Raw genomic sequence first — 17,827 nt, forward strand, 5'->3', positions numbered from 1 at the left:
GCGGTGTCACAGGTGTATTGCTATTCGTCGCAGGTATGCTATGGATGTCAGATCCCGGTTATCGGGGGGTGCGATGAGAGGGGCTGGGAAGTCAGGCCGTGATGAGCGAGAGCGTCCACAACCGGATCGCGCTGCTGCGCGCGGAGCGCAACGTGACCCGCAGGCAGCTGTCCGACGCCCTGGGAGTGCACTACCAGACCATCGGCTACCTCGAACGCGGCGAATACAGCCCCAGTCTTCACCTGGCGCTGCGCATCGCCGCCTATTTCGAGGTTCCGGTGGAGGTCGTCTTCTCCACCACGCCCTTCCCCCGCATCGGCGAGCGTCCGGCCTGACGCTTTCTGTCGGTGGCGCCACCTACAGTGGGCACCATGCGACCGGTCACTGATTTGCAGCGGAAGGTGGCGCCCTTCGAGGTCGTCACCGAGATGACTCCATCGGGCGACCAGCCGACGGCCATCGCCGAGCTGGAGCGCCGCGTCAAGGCCGGGGAGAAGGACAACGTCCTGCTGGGCGCCACCGGCACCGGCAAGACCGCCACCGTGGCCTGGCTGATCGAGCGGCTGCAGCGGCCCACCCTGGTCATGCAGCCCAACAAGACCCTCGCCGCGCAGTTCGCCAACGAGCTGCGCGAGATGCTGCCCAACAACGCGGTCGAATACTTCGTCTCCTACTACGACTACTACCAGCCCGAGGCCTACGTCCCGCAGAGCGACACCTACATCGAGAAGGACTCCTCGATCAACGACGAGGTCGAGCGGCTGCGCCACTCGGCCACCAACTCGCTGCTCACCCGCCGCGACACCATCGTCGTCGCCTCGGTGTCGTGCATCTACGGCCTGGGCACGCCGCAGGAATACGTCGACCGCATGGCCCGGCTGCGCGTCGGCATGGACGTCGACCGCGACCAGCTGCTGCGCCGCCTGGTCGACATGCAGTACACCCGCAACGACCTGGCCTTCACCAGGGGCACCTTCCGGGTGCGCGGCGACACCATCGAGATCATCCCGAAGTACGAAGAGCTGGCCGTGCGCATCGAGATGTTCGGCGACGAGATCGAGAAGCTCGCCACCATGCACCCGCTGACCGGCGAGGTCATCACCGAGGACGAGGAGCTCTACATCTTCCCGGCCTCCCACTACGTCGCGGGCGAGCAGCGCATGGCCGCCGCCGTGGCCGGCATCGAGGCCGAGCTGGCCGAGCGGCTGTCGGAGCTGGAGCGGCAGGGCAAGCTGCTGGAGGCGCAGCGGCTGCGGATGCGCACGACGTACGACATCGAGATGATGCGCCAGATCGGCACCTGCTCCGGCATCGAGAACTACTCGCGTCACATGGACGGCCGCGAGGCCGGCAGCGCGCCCAACACGCTGCTCGACTACTTCCCCGAGGACTTCCTGCTCGTCCTCGACGAGTCCCACCAGACCGTCCCGCAGATCGGCGCCATGTACGAAGGCGACGCCTCCCGCAAGCGCACCCTGGTCGACCACGGGTTCCGGCTGCCGTCGGCGCTGGACAACCGGCCGCTGAAGTGGGAGGAGTTCCTGGAGCGCATCGGCCAGACCGTCTACCTGTCGGCCACGCCCGGCCCCTACGAGCTGGGGCGGGCCAAGGGCGAGGTGGTCGAGCAGGTCATCCGCCCGACCGGCCTGGTCGACCCCGAGATCGTGGTCAAGCCGACCAAGGGCCAGATCGACGACCTGGTGCACGAGATCCGCGAGCGGGCCGAGCGCGACGAGCGCGTCCTGGTCACCACGCTGACCAAGAAGATGTCAGAAGACCTCACCGACTACCTGCTGGAGCTGGGCATCCGGGTCCGCTACCTGCACAGCGAGGTCGACACGCTGCGCCGCATCGAGCTGCTGCGCGAGCTGCGCTCGGGCGAGTTCGACGTGCTCGTCGGCATCAACCTGCTGCGTGAGGGCCTCGACCTGCCCGAGGTGTCGCTGGTGGCCATCCTCGACGCCGACAAGGAGGGCTTCCTGCGCTCCGAGACGTCGCTGATCCAGACCATCGGCCGTGCCGCCCGAAACGTCTCGGGCCAGGTCCACATGTACGCCGACAAGGTCACCCCGTCGATGGAGCGGGCGATCGACGAGACCAACCGGCGCCGGGCCAAGCAGATCGCCTACAACGAGGCCAACGGCATCGACCCGCAGCCGCTGCGCAAGAAGATCGCCGACATCCTCGACTCGCTCCAGCGCGAGGACGCCGACACCGACAAGCTGCTCGGCGGCAGCGGCCGGCAGCAGTCGCGCGGCAAGGCCCCCGTGCCCGGCTTCGCGGCCCGCCAGGCCGGCCAGCACGCCAAGGCCATCGCCGGTGAGATGCCGCGGGCGCAGATGGAGTCGCTCATCGAGTCGCTGACCGAGCAGATGCACCAGTCGGCCGCCGACCTCCAGTTCGAGGTGGCCGCGCGGCTGCGCGACGAGATCAAGGAGCTCAAGCGGGAGCTGCGCGACATGCGCGAGGCGGGGGTCAAATAGACCATAACCCGCCTGACCTGGGCGAATGCTTTACCTGGTGCCGGGCAGCGTCCAGATATGAACAAGACGATCATCGGTGCCCTGGTCGGCGCGACGGTGCTCGCGGGCGGCTGCGGCACCGCGTTCCGTGAGGTGGAGCGGCTGGCCGCCCAGCCCTCCCCCTCCCTCGGCACCCCCACCTCGACCACGGCCCCCGGCGGCCCGGGCAACCCGGACGACTCGGGCGCTCCGAACTGCCCGGGCTGCCCAGGCGGCCCAGGTGGTCCCGGCAGCCCGGGTGGTCCAGGCGGTCCCGGCAGTCCGGGCAGTCCGGGCCAGGACACCCTCGCCGACCTGAAGCAGGCCGGCCAGGCGGCCCTGGCGGCGGTGCCCGGCTCCACGCTCATCTCCATCGAGACGGAGGAGGGCGGACGCACCTGGGAGGTCCAGGTCGTCGGCAAAGACGGAACCGAGCATCAGATGGACGTCGAGGCCGGCAAGATCGCCAACGGCCCCACCACCGAGGACGAGGACCAGTCCGACAAGACCGAGCACCGGGATCGGGTGGCAGCCGCCAAACTCGACTACGCCCAGGCAGCCGACAAGATCACCGCCGCGGTCCCGGAGGGGCGCATCACAGAGCTCAACCTGGACACGGAACGCGGCAAGACCGTGTGGGAGTCAGACGTGATCACCCCAAACGGCACCAAACGCCAGCTGACCATCGACGCCACCACCGGCCAACCATCCCAACCCACCACCTGACCTTCGCCACCTCCGGCCCGACGCGGCCGGGCGGGGGTCCGTGTCAGCGGGGCCCAACCGAAGACGATCCAGTCCAGTACAGGCCGATCCAGTCCGGTGCGGGCCGATGGGTGGGGTCCAGGTCGGCGGCGTCCGGCAGCGCCTACGTGGCATGAGCCGCTCGCCGTCCGGCCACGACACCACCGCCTGACTTTCGTCACCTTTGGCCCGACGCGGTCTACGCGGGGGTCTGGGTCAGCGGGCCTAACCGATGACGATCCAGTCCAGTAACGGGCCGATCCAGTCCCGTGCGGGCCGATGCGCTGGGATCCAGGTCGGCGGCGTCCGGCAGTACCTGCGCGACGCGAGCCGCTCATCACCACCCTGACACGACACCACTGCCTGACTTTCGTCACCTTTGGCCCGACGCGGTCTACGCGGGGGTCTGGGTCAGCGGGCCTAACCGATGACGATCCAGTCCAGTAACGGGCCGATCCAGTCCCGTGCGGGCCGATGCGCTGGGATCCAGGTCGGCGGCGTCCGGCAGTACCTGCGCGACACGAGCCGCTCATCACCACCCTGACACGACACCACCGCCTCCACAGCTACGTGTCCTTCAGCGTCTCGCGGCCATTGCGCGTCCTGCCACCTCGAACGCCCACCACCAACTCGACACCCTCCGGCACCACCACCAACTCGACGCCCTGGATGCCCACCATCAATTCGTCATCGTGCAGCCCTGTCACCGTGTGGCCCGACACCTGCGGCCCGACACCGTGCAGTCCTGTCACCGTGCAACCCCGCTACTCCGCACCACGCCACGGCCTTCAGCCGCAATCGTGCGCTTCGTCACCGTCGGGAAGCGCCAGGGAGCGTGGGAGAGGAGGTGGGGTCAGGGGAGGAGGGACCGTAGGGTTTGGGCGAAGGCTTCGGGGTTGTCGAGCATGATGTTGTGGCCCGATTCCGGGATGGACAGGACCTGCACGCCCGCCCTGCGGAGTTCTTCCGCCCCGGCGGGGGCGTCGCCATCGGGGTGCAGGTAGGCGCGGGGGATCGGCAGGCCGAGCAGTAGCTCGCGGGTCGTGGGGGTGGTGTTTCCGGCCAGGCTGACCGCTGTGCGGTGCAGGCCGCGGGGGTCGGCCAGGCGCATCGTGGACCACCAGTGCGGCCCCACCCGGTCGCGGACGTCCTTCCAGCCCTCCGCCACGAACTCCTCCTCCTCGTAAGCCGCGATGCCGCTGGTGCCCGGCCGGACGGGGGACGGCGGGTAGGGGTCGAGGTTGGCGTCCACCAGGATCAGGCCGGCCACCAGATCAGCCGCACGGGCGGCCAGCGTCGTCGCCACCGCTCCGCCCATGCTGTGCGCGATCAGTGACGCGCCCTCGACCCCCGCCGCGCGCAGGGCCGTCGACAAGGCGTCGGCGTGGGCCTCCAAGGTGTAGGAGAAATCGGTGGGACGGTCGCTGATGCCGAACCCGAGCAGGTCGATCAGGAGGGAACGGTTGCGCGGGAGCAGGGGATGGGCGGCGACCTGGGCGTAGTAGGGGGCCGAGGTGGCACCGAGGCCGTGAACGTAGACGCGGGCGGGCTCGGCCCCAGGCAACTCCACCCAGCGCATGCGAGCGCCGCTGGGATGGACGATGGCATCGTGCATGGCGAGTCTCCTTGTGTATCGGGCTCAATATATATCGGCTTCGAGGTATAGTGGCAGACGTGTTGGAGCTGGCGATACTCGGGTTCCTCAGGGATCGGCCGTTACACGGTTACGACCTGCGCCGGCGCATCGCGGCCCTGATGGGGCACGTGCGTCCGGTGGCCGACGGCACCCTCTATCCGGCGATCAAGCGGATGGAGGCGTCCGGCCGGCTGATCAGGAAGGACGAGCCGGGCATCGCCGCCGCGCCCCGGCGCACGCTCTACCTGACGCCCGACGGGCGGGCGGAGCTGGAGCGGCGGCTGCGTGACCCCGACGACCTCGACATCAGCGATGAGAACCGGTGGTTCGTGCTGCTGGCCTTCCTGCGTCATCTCGACGAGCCCGGTGATCAGGCGGCGGTGCTGCGCAGGCGGCTGACCTTCCTGGAGGAGCCGACGAGCTTCTTCTACGACGACGGCGACCGGCCGATGGGGGCGGAGGAGTTCGGCGACCCGTTCCGGCAGGGCCTGCTGACCATCGCCCACGCCACCAGCCAGGCCGAGCTCGCCTGGCTCCGCGCCACCATCGAAGCCCTGGAACGCGGCGAGGCTGGTGCCGGTGCCGGTGCCGGTGCCGGTGCTGGTGCTGGTGCTGGTGGTGCTGGTGACGGCGCCGGTGCTGGTGCAGAGGCAGACGCGGGTGCGGGCGCGGGGGAGTGAGTGGGCCTCTCGACAGACGTTCAGCCACCCTGGCATCAGGGCTGGTGCGCGAGCGGATCACCTCGGTGGTCTGCTGCCGATACGGGCTCTGCGGGAGTGGGACGAGCCGGCCGCCGCGTGTGGGTGATGCTGGAGCACACGCACATGGAGCCCTCGCCGCAACTCCTCGCCCAACTCGTGAAGGGCCCTCGTGAGGGCTGCGACGGGCAAGGTTCTCACTGGTGGGCGAGGTTCTCAGCGGTGGGCAAGGTTCTCATTGGGTGGCAGGGTTCCCGCCGGCGGGTGAGATTCGTGGGGCGGGGCGACTCCGGTCGCGGACCTGGTGGCCGGCAGGGGTGGGCCGGGTCCGGATGAACTCCTCGAGTCGCCGAGCTGGGAACGGGTGGCGGGGCGAGGTCCCGGTGGGATGTGGTTCGTGCGGGAGGAGTCTCGGTGGGGTGTGGTTCGTGCCGGAGGAGTCGCGGTGGGGTGTGGTTCGTGCCGGAGGGGTCGCGGTGGGGTGTGGTTCGTGCCGGAGGGGTCCCGGTGGGGCGCGGGAGGGGGTGTGGTGGTGGCGCGGGAGCCTGTCGGCCTCGGTCAGTTGGGCGGCCAGTCGAGTTGGAGGTCGATGTCCACGTCGAAGCCGATGTGGGTCTGCAGCCGCTTGTGATGGATACCGGTCGGGACGTAGGCCCTGACGGCGGGCTCCAGTTCGAAGGTGTATACGACGGGCGAACCGTTGTCTCTCTCTACGCGCCAAAAGTGCTGGATGCCGGCGTTGGAGTACTTGATCGGTTTGGTAGTCCTGTCTCGGTCGATGGACTCGGCTGAGACCACTTCGACCACCAGGTGGACATCTTCCGGCCTGAAAGATGTGGTGTCCTCCCTGATCGCCAGCCTGTTGACGAGCATGACATCGGGCTCGGGCCGCTGGCGTAGTCCGAGAGTCACGGTCATTTCGCGAATAACCGCTAGGTTCGGCGGTGGTTTGAGGCGATTCTCAAACAGCCGAATCGCGTAGAGGTGAAAAGCGGTTTGGGGCGACATTATGACGAGTGACCCATCGATCAGCTCAACGTGCCGAGGCGCGTCAGGGGGAAGGCGGTCGAGCATGTCGGCAGTCCAGCCACCGGGAGGGCCGGGGTAGAACCAATCCGGCAAGGCAGTGCTCATGAGAGCGTCTCCTCAGTGAATCTCACACGACGTTTCCATGATGCCACAGTGCGTAACCGTCAGGGACGGTCTTTGCGTTCCTCCATGGTGCGGCGGTAGAGCTCGTCGATCTCGTCGAGCGGGTCCTTGACGGGGGCCTGGCGGCGGGCCTCGATCTCCAGGTCGGTGCGGGAGGAGAGGTCGGCGATGCCGGTCGCCGTGTGGTGCACCTGGTCGCCGAGGAGGTCGGCGCGGATGCGGGCGCACATGGCCGTCAGCTTGGCCTGGTGCTCTCTGAGCCGGTTGAGGGTGGCGTGGTCGACGTACGGGGACACGCGGCGCTGCTGGGCGTACATGCCGAGCTGCCCGTCGTGGACGTCGGCCTGAGTCGTCAGGTCGGCCAGCAGGCGGGGCAGCTCGCCCAGGCCCCAGCCCTGGCGCTGGGCCTGCTCGACGGCCTGGCGGGTGAGGGAGACCTCGCGGCGCAGGTCGAGGCGCAGGCGCTCGACCTCGGCGGCGTCGCCGGTGCCCATGGCGTTGACGTGTGTGGTGAGGCGGGTGGTGGCCTCCTTGGCCTTCACCGCGGCCTTCCTGCCCAGCTTGACCAGGAGGTAGATGCCCACGCCTCCCAGCAGCAGGAGGAACGCCAGGATCACCAGCACGATGACTAGGAACTCGCCGATCTCCGCCACCTCCCGTTGGTGTTGATGCCTTGAAGGATAGTCGGCCGGACGGGATCCGGCGCGCGCGCCCAAGCAAGCCCTTGATCAGGGGCAAGCGGTGTGTTTCAGTTCACATGATTCCTGAAACACCCCAGAAAGGCATAGCGCGTGCTTGACGGCAAAGTTGTGATCATCACCGGCGGAGCCCGGGGCATGGGGGCGGCCACCGCCCGGCGCTGCGTCGCCGCCGGGGCGCGGGTCGTGATCACCGACGTCCTCGCGGAGGAGGGCACGGCCACGGCCAAGGACCTGGGCGCCCGCTTCGTCGAGCACGACGTGACGAGCCAGGACGGGTGGGCGGCGGTCGTCGCCGAGACCACGCGGGAGTACGGCAGGCTCGACGGCCTGGTCAACAACGCCGGCATCGCCTCCGTCGCGATGATCGAGGACCAGTCGCTGGAGGAGTTCGAGCGGGTGCTCCAGGTGAACCTGGTCGGCACCTTCCTGGGGCTCAAGGCCGTGGTGGGCGCCATGCGCGAGTCGGGCGGCGGCGCCGTGGTCAACCTGTCGTCGGTCGCGGGGCTGTTCGCCCTGCCGGCCACGGGCGGCTACGGCGCCTCCAAATGGGGAGTGCGCGGGCTGACGAAGATCGCGGCGCTGGAGTTCGGGCGGCACCGCATCCGCGTCAACTCCGTGCATCCCGGGATGATCATCACCCCCATGACGCAGCCGCTCGGCGCCCGGTCGGGCGACGGCACGTTCCCGCTGGCCCCCGCCGGGCGCTGGGGCGAGCCGGAGGAGGTGGCGGAGGCGATCGCGTTCCTGCTGTCCGACGCCGCCTCGTACATGACCGGCGCGGAGCTGGCCATCGACGGTGGCTGGACGGCGGGCGAGAGCGCGCTGATGCTCCCACCTGAGCGGCCCGCAGGGCCGCAGGCACCGGAAAAGCCGGGGACGCCGGAGGGGAGCGCGGGGTAGATGCCGTACGCGGAGGTCGGGCCGGGCGTCCGGCTCTTCTACACCGACGACGGGCAGGCGGACGACGATCAGCCCCCGTTACTGCTCGTCCACGGCTGGGGCGCCGATTCGCACCAGTGGTCCTGGCACATCGACGCGCTCGCCGCCCGGCACCGCGTGATCGCCGTGGACCTGCGCGGCCACGGCTACTCCTCGGTGCCCGACACGGGCAATACGCCGCGCATGATGGCCGCGGACCTCGACGTGCTGCTCGACCGGCTCGGCATCCCCCGGGTGATCGCCGTCGGGCACTCCATGGGCGGTCAGGTGGTCTCCATCCTGGCCGTCGAGCACCCCGAGCGGGTGCGCGCGCTCGTCACCCTCGACCCCGGCTACGGCATGAGCGCCTCCCTGGCCCGCGGCTTTCCCCAGATGATCGCGTCGCTGCGCGGCGAGGACCCGCACGCCGCCGCCGAGCGCATCGACGAGTGGTGCACGAACGCCGGCACCCCCGACGTCATCAGGCGCTGGCACAAACGCAGGCTGTACGGGATGGCGCCGCACGTCCTCGCCGAGGCGTTCGAGGCCATGTTCACCGGGCCCGAGGCGATCGGGGTGCGCCCGGCCAGCGATGAGTACCTGGCCCGCCGGCGCTGCCCGGTGCTGTCGATCTGGGCCGATCAGGGGCGGGCAGCCTGGGAGGCGGGGCTGATCGACAACTCCGGATCCGTGGTGGTGTGCTGGGAGGGGGCCAGCCATCGGCTGCACGAGGAGCGGCCGCGGGATTTCGTCCAGACCCTGGAGGGCTGGGTGCGCAGGCTCTGAGTGCCGCGAAGGGTTTCGCGGCGGCGGATCAGCCCGCGGGCGGAGCCGGGGTCGGCCTCACGGGTGACCCCTGGCCGCCCTCTTCCGGGCGCGGCGCCGCCGTACGCGCCGCAGCACCCACCACGCCAGCGCCGCCAGCAGCAGCAACGCCAGGATCACCAGCACGGGCAGGAAGATCGCGATCAGGCTCATGCCGAACGCGCCGGCGTCCTCGGCCGCGCTCACGACCGGCGCGCCCGTCCCCGCCGTGCTCACGTTGACCACGGGACGGGCGACGGTCTTGATCGTGTGGACGACGAGCGCCAGCCCGATGCCCAGCAGCCAGCCCACCCACGGGTGCTCGGTCATCCAGGTCGAGTTCTCGAACTCGGCCGCCGCGCTCGTGGCGGAGAAGACCACGCCGCCCGAGGCCGGCCGGACCACGGTCTGGATGGCGTCGTTGACGCTGTCGACGGCGGGCACCTTGTCCAGCACCATCTCGGCGACGAGCAGCACCGCGATCACGGCGAGCACGCCCCAATCGGACAGCCAGGAGTAGCCGTCGGGCAGTTTCACGGTGTCGGTGAAGTTCGCGAGCACCCCCACGACCAGCAGCGGGATGTACGCGTTCAGCCCGGCGGCCGTGGACAGGCCCATACCGGTCAATGCGGCGAGCATGCCCCTAGTCTGCCCGTGCCGCCTCGTCCATGAGGCTGATCAGCCCGGAATGGGTGAATTCGGCCACCGCCCGCTCGTACTTCTCCATCCCCCACGACCAGAAGTCGAAGTCGATGGTCGCGTTGGCGCCGTCCTGGATGGAGGCCCAGAGCGTCCAGCCGTACTTGGACATGAGGCCCAGCAGCCGCGCCCTGGCGATCTTGTGGCGCAGGCGGCGGCCGTAGTAGGCCGTGACGAGCTCCTCCAGGTGGCCGAGCGGCAGGTCGGACTCGCTCCAGATGTTGCCCAGCTCGAAGCAGGGGTCGTTGTTGCCGGAGTATTCGTAGTCGATCAGCCAGAGGCGCTCGCCGTCGTCGAGGATGTTGCCGGGCAGCAGGTCGTTGTTGCAGGGCACGGTTCCCTCGTCGCGTACCGCCAGACATTTCTGGATCTGGGCGACGGTGGGCATGAAGTCCAGATAATCCGGCGGCAGCCGGAAGCCGCGCTCACGCACGATGCTCAGGTAACGCCGCTGCACGTCGAACATGTCGAAGTCGCGGACGAACCGCGGACCGGCGTGCAGCAGGCGGCACGCCCGCGCCACCCGGGGCAGGTTGGCCGGCTCGCGCAGGTCGGCCTCGGTGAACGTACGCCCCGGCAGGTATCCCACCACCAGCACCCCGAGCGCGGGCAGATAGGCGTGCACCGGCGCGCCGACCCCCGCGCGCGCCGCCGCGATCGAGTTGGCGTGCTCGGCGTCCCTGTCGATGGCCAGCAGCTCGCCGTCGCTGGCCCACACGCGCGCCACGTACGTGCCGTCGGGCGTGGTCACCTTGTAGTTGTGGTTGGTGAGCCCGCCGGGCAACTCCTCCACGGAGCGCGGCAGGCCGGACAGCAGGGGGATGCGATCGAGGACCTCGGGCGCGGCCATGCTCGATGCTAGGCCGCCCCGCCGCGAACGGTCTAGACCTTTACCGGCGCGCCGGTTAGCCTCGCGACCATGAGCGACTCGGCCCGCATCGTGATCATCGGCGGCGGGGTGGGCGGCGCGTCCGTCGCCTACCACCTCACTCAGCTCGGCGAACGCGACGTCGTCCTGCTCGAACGGGACGAGCTCACCAGCGGCTCCACCTTCCACTCGGCCGGGCTCGTCGGGCAGCTGCGCGCCGACCCCACGCTGACCAGGATGAACCAGTACTCGGTCGAGCTCTACCGCACCCTGGACGCCGGATGGACGGAGTGCGGCGGCGTCAAGCTGGCCTCGACGCCCGAGCGGATGGAGGAGATCCGCCGCCAGATCGGCTGGGCGCGCACGTTCGGGCTGCCGCTGCAGGAGATCTCGGTGGCCGAGGCGGTGGAGCTGTTCCCGCTCATGGACCCCGAAGGCGTGGTGGGGGCGGCGTACCTGCCGACGGACGGGCAGATCGACCCCTCCCAGCTCTGCTACGCCCTCGCCACCCGCGCCCGCGAGGGCGGCGCGCGGCTGCGCACCCGCACCCGGGTGCTCGGCGTCAGAACGGCCGGCGGCCGGGTCACCGGCGTGCGCACCGACCAGGGCGACATCGACTGCGAGATCGTGGTCAACTGCGGCGGCATGTTCGCGGCCGAGATCGGCCGCATGGCCGGGGTCCGCGTGCCGATCGTGCCCATGTCGCACCAGTACGTGGTGACCGACGCCTTCCACGACCACGCGGGCCTGCCCACGCTGCGCGACCCCGACCTGCTCGTCTACTACCGGCAGGAGGTCCAGGGCCTGGTCATGGGCGGATACGAGCGCACCTGCGCCCCCTGGACGGCCGGGCCGAACGCCTTCGACGCCGTGCCCGCCGACTTCAACGGCCGGCTGCTGCCCGAGGACTACCCCAGGTTCGAGGAGATCTCCGACAACTCCAGGGTCCGCGTGCCCGCGATGGCCGACGTCGGCATCCGCAAGCTGATCAACGGCCCCGAGGCGTTCACCCCCGACAACGAGTTCTGCCTGGGCGAGACCGAGGTGGCCGGCTTCTACGTCGCGGCCGGGTTCTGCGCGCACGGCATCGCGGGCGCGGGCGGCATCGGCCGGATCATGGCCGAGTGGATCGTCGACGGCGAGCCGAGCATGGACGTCTGGCACATGGACGTCCGCCGCTTCGGCCGCCAGTACCGCTCGCCGTCGTACACGATCAAACGGGCGGTCGAGAACTACGAGACGTACTACGACATCCGCTACCCCGGCCACGAACGGACGGCGGGGCGGCCGCTGCGGCTCTCGCCCGCCTACGGCTGGCACGCCGCCCACGGCGCCGTCTTCGGCGAGAAGTCGGGCTGGGAGCGGGTCAACTACTACGCCTCCAACGAACAGGCCGGGCAGGACGAACGGCCGCGCGGCTGGGCCGGGCGGCTCTGGTCGCCCGCGATCGGGGCCGAGCACCGGGCCACGCGCACGGCCGCCGGGCTGTTCGACGAGAGCTCGTTCGCCAAGATCGAGGTCACCGGGCCCGACGCCGCCGCGCTGCTGGAATGGGTGTGCGACAACCGGGTCGCCCGCGAGGCCGGCGCGGTCACGTACACGCAGGCGCTCAACCGGCGCGGCGGCATCGAGTGCGACTTCACCGTGACCCGGCGCGGCGAGGAGGAGTTCCTGATCGTCACCGGCACCGCGTTCGGCTCGCACGATCTCGGCTGGCTGCGCAAGCAGGCCGCCCAGACCGGGTCGAAGGCTCGCATCGCCGACGTCACCGGCCAGTACGCCTGCTTCGCCCTGTGGGGGCCGCGCGCCCGCGACGTCATGGCCGGGCTGACGCCCGACCCGCTGGACTTCCCGTTCATGTCGGCGCGGGAGCTGACCGTGGGCGACGTGCCGGTGCTGGCGCTGCGGGTGACGTTCGTGGGCGAGCACGGGTGGGAGCTGTACTGCTCCAGCGAGTACGGGCTCGGCCTGTGGCAGACGCTGTGGCGGGCGGGCGAGCCGTTCGGGCTCGTGGCCGGCGGCTACCGGGCCATCGACAGCCTCAGGCTGGAGAAGGGTTATCGGGTGTGGGGCGCCGACATCGGGCCGGAGACCACGCCGTACGAGGCCGGGCTGGGCTTCTGCGTCAAGAACGACAAGGAGTTCCTCGGCCGCGACGCGCTGGACCCGGCGCCTGAGCGCAGGCTGCGCTGCGTGACGCTGGACGACCCCCGCGCGGTCGCGCTGGGGAATGAGCCGGTACGGGTGGCGGGCGACGTGGTCTCCCGGGTCACCTCGGGCGGCTACGGCTACACCGCCCGCGCCTCCATCGCCTACGCCTACCTGGAAGCCGGTCCCGGCACGCCGGTCGAGATCGAGGTGGAGGGCGCCTGGGTGGCGGGGACCGTGGTCAAGGGGCCGGTGGTTCCCTGACCCCGCTGCGCACCGAGATGCGCACCCGGTCGGGGCGGAACAGGTCGAGCGCGTACTCCACCGGGGTCCCGTCGCCCGCGTAGGCGGTGCGCTCGATCAGCATGAGCGGCGTGCCCGGCTGGATGCCCAGCTCGGCGGCCTCGGCCGGCCGGGCGATCACCGGGTCGAGGCGCTCGACCGCCGTACGCGGCTCAAGGTCGTAGCGGGCCGCCAGGAGCGCGTACAGGGAGCCGGTGAGGTCCTGGTCGAGCAGGCCGGGCAGGGCGGGGAACCAGGAGCGCTCCAGCGCCACCGGCGACCGGCCGGCCGAACGCACCCGCGCCACCTCGTGCACCGGTGCCCCGGCCGCGACCCCGAGCGCGGTGGCCGCGGCGGCGGGCGCGGGCACGGTCGCGGCTCCCAACACCCGCGCCTCGGCCCGCAGGTGGGCGCGGCGCATCTGCTCGGTGAACCCGGCCAGCCCCGTCAGGTCGCACTCGATCCGCGGCTCGGCCACGAACGCCCCGCCCGACCTGCCGGGCACGCGCAGCAGCACGCCGTCGCGCTCCAGCGAGGCCAGCGCCTGCCTGAGCGTCATCCTGCTCACGCCGAGGCGCCCGGCCAGCTCCCGCTCGCCGGGCAGGCGGTCGCCCGGCGCCAGCTCGCCGCCGGCGATCGAGGCGAGCAGCCAGCGCTCGATCTGCACGTGCGCGGGGACGCCGGTGCCGCGCTCCAGCTCAGGCGGGATCCCGACCACAGGCGCAGATTACCCTTTGCCGGACATCTTCCCTACGGGGTCCGCGCCGGGCGGGACGGGGTCAGGCGCCGGGCCGCACGGGGGCCGGTGCAGGGCCGCACGGGGTCCGGTGCCGGGCCGTACCTCCGGTGCCGGGCCGCATCGGGTCCGGCGCGGAGCCTCGCCGAGCGCGCGCCGGGTTCACTCCGACAGGCGTCGCAGCCGTTCGACCGCGTCGCCGAACTCGGCGATCATCTCGTAGACCACGTCCCTGGCCGGCCGGACCCGGTCGAGCTGGCCCACGACCTGCCCCACGAAGTAGTTGGCCAGCTCCAGCGCCCCAGGCTCGCCCTTCTCCGCCGCCGCCACGATGCGCCCCATCGCGCCCTCGGCCAGCAGCATCTGCAGCGGCATCCCGAGCGGTCCAGGGCTCTCCTGCCCGGCGTCCCACTCCTCGGTCCAAGCCGACTTGAGCTGCCGGGCCGGCTTGCCCGTACGGGAGCGGGACCGGACGGTGTCCAGGGACGAGGCCGCCAGCATCTTCTGCTTGACCGCGGGCGACGTCTCCGCCTCCTCGGTCGTGAGCCAGACGGAGCCGCACCACACGCCCTCGGCCCCGAGCGCCATGGCGGCGGCCATCTGCCGTCCCGACGCGATCCCGCCCGCGGCCAGCACCGGGATCGGGCCGACCGCGTCCACGACCTGCGGCACCAGCACCAGCGTGGAGATCTCGCCGGTGTGCCCGCCCGCCTCGGTGCCCTGCGCCACGATGAGGTCGGCGCCGGCGGCCACCTGCCTGCGGGCGTGCTCGACGGTGCCGACCAGCGCGGCCACCGGCACGCCCGCCTCCCTGGCCCTGGACACCATCTCGGGCGGGGGCGGCCCGAGCGCGCTGGCGATCAGGCCGATGCGATGCTTGAGCGCCACGTCGATCAGCCCCGTCGCGCCGGACGCGGTCACCCGCCGGCCGATCTCGTCGGCCACCGGCGTCATCGGCCGGCCGGGCGCGCTGACGCCGTACTTGGCCAGCAGGTGCGTGACGAAGTCCCGGTGCCGGTCGGGCACGGCGTCCATGAGGTGCACGCGCCGGTCGTGGGCCGAGGGGTCGACCTTGCCCGGCACGAGCACGTCCACGCCGTACGGCCGGCCGCCCACCTGCCCGTCCAGCCAGGTCAGCTCCGTGTCGAGCTGGTCGGGCGAGTACGCGACCGCCCCCAGCACCCCGAAGCCGCCCGCGTTGGTGACGGCGGCCACCACGTCACGGCAGTGGCTGAAGGCGAACAACGGGAACTCGATGCCTAAACGCTCGCAAATGGCGGTCCGCATGCCCCCGACGCTAACGGTCAGAACCTTGTTCGGTCCATCCCCGCGCGGGTTCTCATGCGGTCGCGTCCGCGGGATCTCGTACGGTCGCGGGGTCTCGTACGGTCGCGTCCAGGAACGCTCATGTGGTCGCGTCCAGTGTGATGGGCGCGTGCCAGCCCCGCTCCGGCGTGTAGCCGCGGACCCGCCTGGCCGGCACGCCGGCGACCACGCTGTGGTCGGGGAACTCGCCGCGCACCACCGCGCCGCCCGCCACCACGCACTGCCGGCCCAGCGTGGTGCCCGGCAGGATGATCGCCCCCGCGCCCAGCCACGAGCCGGAGCCGATCGAGACCGGGCTGTTGCGCGGCCACTGCCGCCCGATCGGGATGTCGGGGTCGTCGTAGACGTGGTTCTGGTCGGTGATGTACACGTACGGGCCGGTGAAGACGTCGTCGCCGATGTCGATCGACTGGTGCGCCACGATGTGCGTGCCCCTGCCGATCGAGCAGCTCCCGCCGATGCGCAGGATCGAGTCGGGGCCGAGGTCGGGGCCCGGCATCATGCCGCAGGAGATAGACACCCGCTCGCCGATGAGCGTGTGGTCGCCGATCTCGATCCACCGCTCGCCGAAGATCGCGCCGGGCGGGAAGGCGATGCTGACGCCGTCGCCGAGGCGGCGGAACCGGTAGCCGGATGGAGTGGCCGGAGTGATCTCGCCGGCCCGGCGGATCGCCCGGTAGGCGCGGTGTACAAAAGCGCCCAAAGCCCGGCGTACAAGTGACATAGGGACCAAAGTTACCCGCTAGGTCATGCCGTTAGGGCATGTGAGGGGCGTTGTTTGATATCCTGAGAGCCCGTGGACACTTCGACCACACCTCGAGCCACGGGAGCCCCTTTGCGCAGCGCATCGCAAACCAAGCATCTGTTCGTCACCGGCGGTGTCGCCTCCAGTCTCGGCAAGGGGCTCACGGCATCCAGCCTCGGTCGCCTGCTCAAAGGGCGCGGTCTCAGGGTCACCATGCAGAAGCTCGACCCTTACCTCAACGTCGACCCCGGCACCATGAACCCGTTCCAGCACGGCGAGGTGTTCGTCACCGACGACGGTGCCGAGACCGACCTCGACGTCGGCCACTACGAACGCTTCCTCGACACCGACCTGCACGGCTCGGCCAACGTGACCACCGGGCAGGTCTACTCCAACGTCATCGCCAAGGAGCGGCGGGGCGAATACCTGGGCGACACCGTCCAGGTCATCCCGCACATCACCAACGAGATCAAGGACCGCATCCGGGGCATGGCCGGCCCTGACGTGGACGTCGTCATCACCGAGGTCGGCGGCACGGTGGGCGACATCGAGTCGCTGCCGTTCCTGGAGGCCGTACGCCAGATCCGGCACGAGGTCGGGCGCGACAACGTGTTCTTCCTGCACGTCTCGCTGCTGCCGTACATCGGTCCCTCGGGCGAGCTGAAGACCAAGCCGACCCAGCACAGCGTGGCCGCGCTGCGCAGCATCGGCATCCAGCCGGACGCGATCGTGCTGCGCTCCGACCGGCCCGTGCAGACCGCGATCAAGCGGAAGATCAGTCTCATGTGCGACGTGGACGAGGACGCCGTCGTCTCCGCCGTCGACGCCGCCTCGATCTACGACATCCCGAAGGTGCTCCACTCCGAGGGGCTCGACGCGTACGTGGTGCGCCGGCTCGGCCTGCCCTTCCGCGACGTCGACTGGAAGGAATGGGAGCAGCTCCTGCGCCGGGTGCACCGACCGGCCAAGGAGGTCACGATCGCGCTGGTCGGCAAATACATCGACCTGCCCGACGCCTACCTGTCCGTCACCGAGGCGCTGCGGGCCGGCGGCTTCGCCAACGACGCCCGCGTCAACATCCGCTGGGTCAAGAGCGACGACTGCGAGACCCCGGAGGGGGCCGCCCGCGAGCTCGACGGCGTGGACGGCGTGCTGATCCCCGGCGGGTTCGGCGTGCGCGGCATCGAGGGCAAGATCGGCGCCATCCGCCACGCCCGCGAGGGCAAGATCCCGCTCCTCGGCATCTGCCTCGGCATGCAGGGCATGGTCATCGAGGCCGCGCGCAACATGGCCGGCATCGAGGACGCCAACTCCGCCGAGTTCGACCCCGACACCAAGCACCCGGTCATCTCCACCATGGCCGACCAGGAGGACGTCGTCGCCGGCGAGCGCGACATGGGCGGCACCATGCGCCTCGGCAGCTACACCGCCAAGCTCGGCGAGGGCACGCTCGCGCGGCGGCTCTACGCCGGCAAGGCCAAGGCCGACGAGCGTCACCGTCACCGCTACGAGGTCAACAACGCCTACCGCGACAAGCTCGAGAGCGTCGGCCTGATCTTCTCGGGGCTGTCGCCCGACGGCCGCCTGGTCGAGTACACCGAGCTGCCCGCCGACCTGCACCCGTTCTTCATCGGCACCCAGGCGCACCCCGAGTTCCGCTCCCGGCCGACGCGGGCCAACCCGATGTTCAAGGGGCTCGTCAGCGCCGCGCTCGAATACGCCGACAGCCGCGTGGGCGCCACCAAGGTGGGTCCGTGAACGGCGCCGGGGCGGAGGGCTCCGGTCCGTACGACGGCTCCGGTCCGTACGACGGCGAGGGCGGGGGTCGGTACGACCGCGAGGGCGAGGGTCCGTACGACGGCGGCGGCG

At 70.7% G+C, this 17,827-nt stretch carries 17 protein-coding genes; 8 read left to right on the forward strand and 9 right to left on the reverse strand.

The genetic code is table 11. The annotated features are described in order from the left end of the window. Positions 1–101: 101 nt before the first annotated feature. From B0I32_RS27840 to B0I32_RS57915, 3 genes are read left to right on the forward strand one after another with little or no spacing between them, the layout of a single operon-like run. Positions 102–335, forward strand: coding sequence for a helix-turn-helix transcriptional regulator (locus B0I32_RS27840; protein ID WP_106244753.1), 234 nt, complete (start codon positions 102–104; stop codon positions 333–335). Between the two features lie 36 nt (positions 336–371). Continuing rightward, a complete protein-coding gene (gene uvrB, locus B0I32_RS27845; RefSeq protein WP_106244932.1) occupies positions 372–2,483 on the forward strand; it encodes an excinuclease ABC subunit UvrB in 2,112 nt (703 codons plus the stop codon). 57 nt (positions 2,484–2,540) lie between these two features. Further along, a complete protein-coding gene (locus tag B0I32_RS57915) occupies positions 2,541–3,227 on the forward strand; it encodes a PepSY domain-containing protein (RefSeq protein ID WP_181307854.1) in 687 nt (228 codons plus the stop codon). Positions 3,228–3,811: 584 nt separating this feature from the next. Here B0I32_RS57915 and B0I32_RS56655 read toward each other — a convergent pair. Together B0I32_RS56655 and B0I32_RS27860 are read right to left on the reverse strand one after the other, a co-directional pair. Then, the gene (locus B0I32_RS56655; RefSeq protein WP_146178342.1) at positions 3,812–3,997 is read right to left on the reverse strand and encodes a hypothetical protein; all 186 of its coding nucleotides are present in this window, start codon (positions 3,995–3,997) and stop codon (positions 3,812–3,814) included. 101 nt (positions 3,998–4,098) lie between these two features. After that, on the reverse strand, positions 4,099–4,860 hold the full coding sequence (locus B0I32_RS27860) for an alpha/beta fold hydrolase (RefSeq protein WP_245956069.1): 762 nt from the start codon (positions 4,858–4,860) through the stop codon (positions 4,099–4,101). Positions 4,861–4,919: 59 nt separating this feature from the next. Here B0I32_RS27860 and B0I32_RS27865 point away from each other — a divergent pair, with 59 nt between their 5' ends. Next, positions 4,920–5,561 carry a PadR family transcriptional regulator gene (locus tag B0I32_RS27865; protein ID WP_181307856.1) on the forward strand — a complete coding sequence of 214 codons (642 nt, stop codon included), beginning with the start codon at positions 4,920–4,922 and terminating at the stop codon, positions 5,559–5,561. Positions 5,562–6,137: 576 nt separating this feature from the next. On the opposite strand, the gene B0I32_RS27870 is transcribed toward B0I32_RS27865, so the two are convergent. Together B0I32_RS27870 and B0I32_RS27875 are read right to left on the reverse strand one after the other, a co-directional pair. Continuing rightward, positions 6,138–6,713 (reverse strand): Uma2 family endonuclease, encoded by a 576-nt coding sequence (locus B0I32_RS27870; RefSeq protein WP_106244756.1) that lies wholly within the window; start codon positions 6,711–6,713, stop codon positions 6,138–6,140. A gap of 59 nt (positions 6,714–6,772) precedes the next feature. Then, positions 6,773–7,384 carry a hypothetical protein gene (locus tag B0I32_RS27875; protein ID WP_106244758.1) on the reverse strand — a complete coding sequence of 204 codons (612 nt, stop codon included), beginning with the start codon at positions 7,382–7,384 and terminating at the stop codon, positions 6,773–6,775. A 138-nt stretch (positions 7,385–7,522) separates the two neighbouring features. On the opposite strand from B0I32_RS27875, the gene B0I32_RS27880 reads away from it, so the two are divergent. Both B0I32_RS27880 and B0I32_RS27885 read left to right on the forward strand, forming a co-directional pair. Further along, complete coding sequence (locus B0I32_RS27880) at positions 7,523–8,332, forward strand: glucose 1-dehydrogenase (RefSeq protein ID WP_281262622.1); 810 nt, start codon at positions 7,523–7,525, stop codon at positions 8,330–8,332. Continuing rightward, positions 8,333–9,136: an alpha/beta fold hydrolase gene (locus B0I32_RS27885; RefSeq protein WP_106244760.1), complete on the forward strand. Its 804-nt coding sequence runs from the start codon at positions 8,333–8,335 to the stop codon at positions 9,134–9,136. A 57-nt stretch (positions 9,137–9,193) separates the two neighbouring features. Here B0I32_RS27885 and B0I32_RS27890 read toward each other — a convergent pair whose 3' ends face one another. Beyond that, positions 9,194–9,793, reverse strand: a complete 600-nt coding sequence (locus tag B0I32_RS27890) for a DUF4126 domain-containing protein (RefSeq protein WP_106244761.1) — start codon at positions 9,791–9,793, stop codon at positions 9,194–9,196. 4 nt (positions 9,794–9,797) lie between these two features. After that, the gene (locus B0I32_RS27895; protein ID WP_106244763.1) at positions 9,798–10,703 is read right to left on the reverse strand and encodes a choline kinase family protein; all 906 of its coding nucleotides are present in this window, start codon (positions 10,701–10,703) and stop codon (positions 9,798–9,800) included. 69 nt (positions 10,704–10,772) lie between these two features. Between B0I32_RS27895 and B0I32_RS27900 the strand changes: the two genes are divergently transcribed. Beyond that, entirely contained in the window at positions 10,773–13,133 is a 2,361-nt protein-coding gene (locus B0I32_RS27900; RefSeq protein ID WP_106244765.1) for a GcvT family protein, read from the forward strand. On the opposite strand, the gene B0I32_RS27905 is transcribed toward B0I32_RS27900, so the two are convergent. The 3 genes from B0I32_RS27905 to B0I32_RS27915 all read right to left on the reverse strand — a co-directional run bounded on the left by B0I32_RS27905 (position 13,111) and on the right by B0I32_RS27915 (position 15,937). Then, on the reverse strand, positions 13,111–13,869 hold the full coding sequence (locus B0I32_RS27905; RefSeq protein WP_106244767.1) for a GntR family transcriptional regulator: 759 nt from the start codon (positions 13,867–13,869) through the stop codon (positions 13,111–13,113). The genes B0I32_RS27900 and B0I32_RS27905 overlap by 23 nt on opposite strands. 180 nt (positions 13,870–14,049) lie before the next feature. After that, positions 14,050–15,174 (reverse strand): NAD(P)H-dependent flavin oxidoreductase, encoded by a 1,125-nt coding sequence (locus tag B0I32_RS27910; protein ID WP_106244768.1) that lies wholly within the window; start codon positions 15,172–15,174, stop codon positions 14,050–14,052. 118 nt (positions 15,175–15,292) lie between these two features. Continuing rightward, positions 15,293–15,937 (reverse strand): acyltransferase, encoded by a 645-nt coding sequence (locus B0I32_RS27915; RefSeq protein WP_106244770.1) that lies wholly within the window; start codon positions 15,935–15,937, stop codon positions 15,293–15,295. A 111-nt stretch (positions 15,938–16,048) separates the two neighbouring features. Here B0I32_RS27915 and B0I32_RS27920 point away from each other — a divergent pair, with 111 nt between their 5' ends. After that, complete coding sequence (locus tag B0I32_RS27920; protein WP_106244772.1) at positions 16,049–17,716, forward strand: CTP synthase; 1,668 nt, start codon at positions 16,049–16,051, stop codon at positions 17,714–17,716. Positions 17,717–17,827: the final 111 nt, after the last annotated feature.

The organism is Nonomuraea fuscirosea, assembly GCF_003001935.1.
Lineage (GTDB): Bacteria > Actinomycetota > Actinomycetes > Streptosporangiales > Streptosporangiaceae > Nonomuraea > Nonomuraea fuscirosea.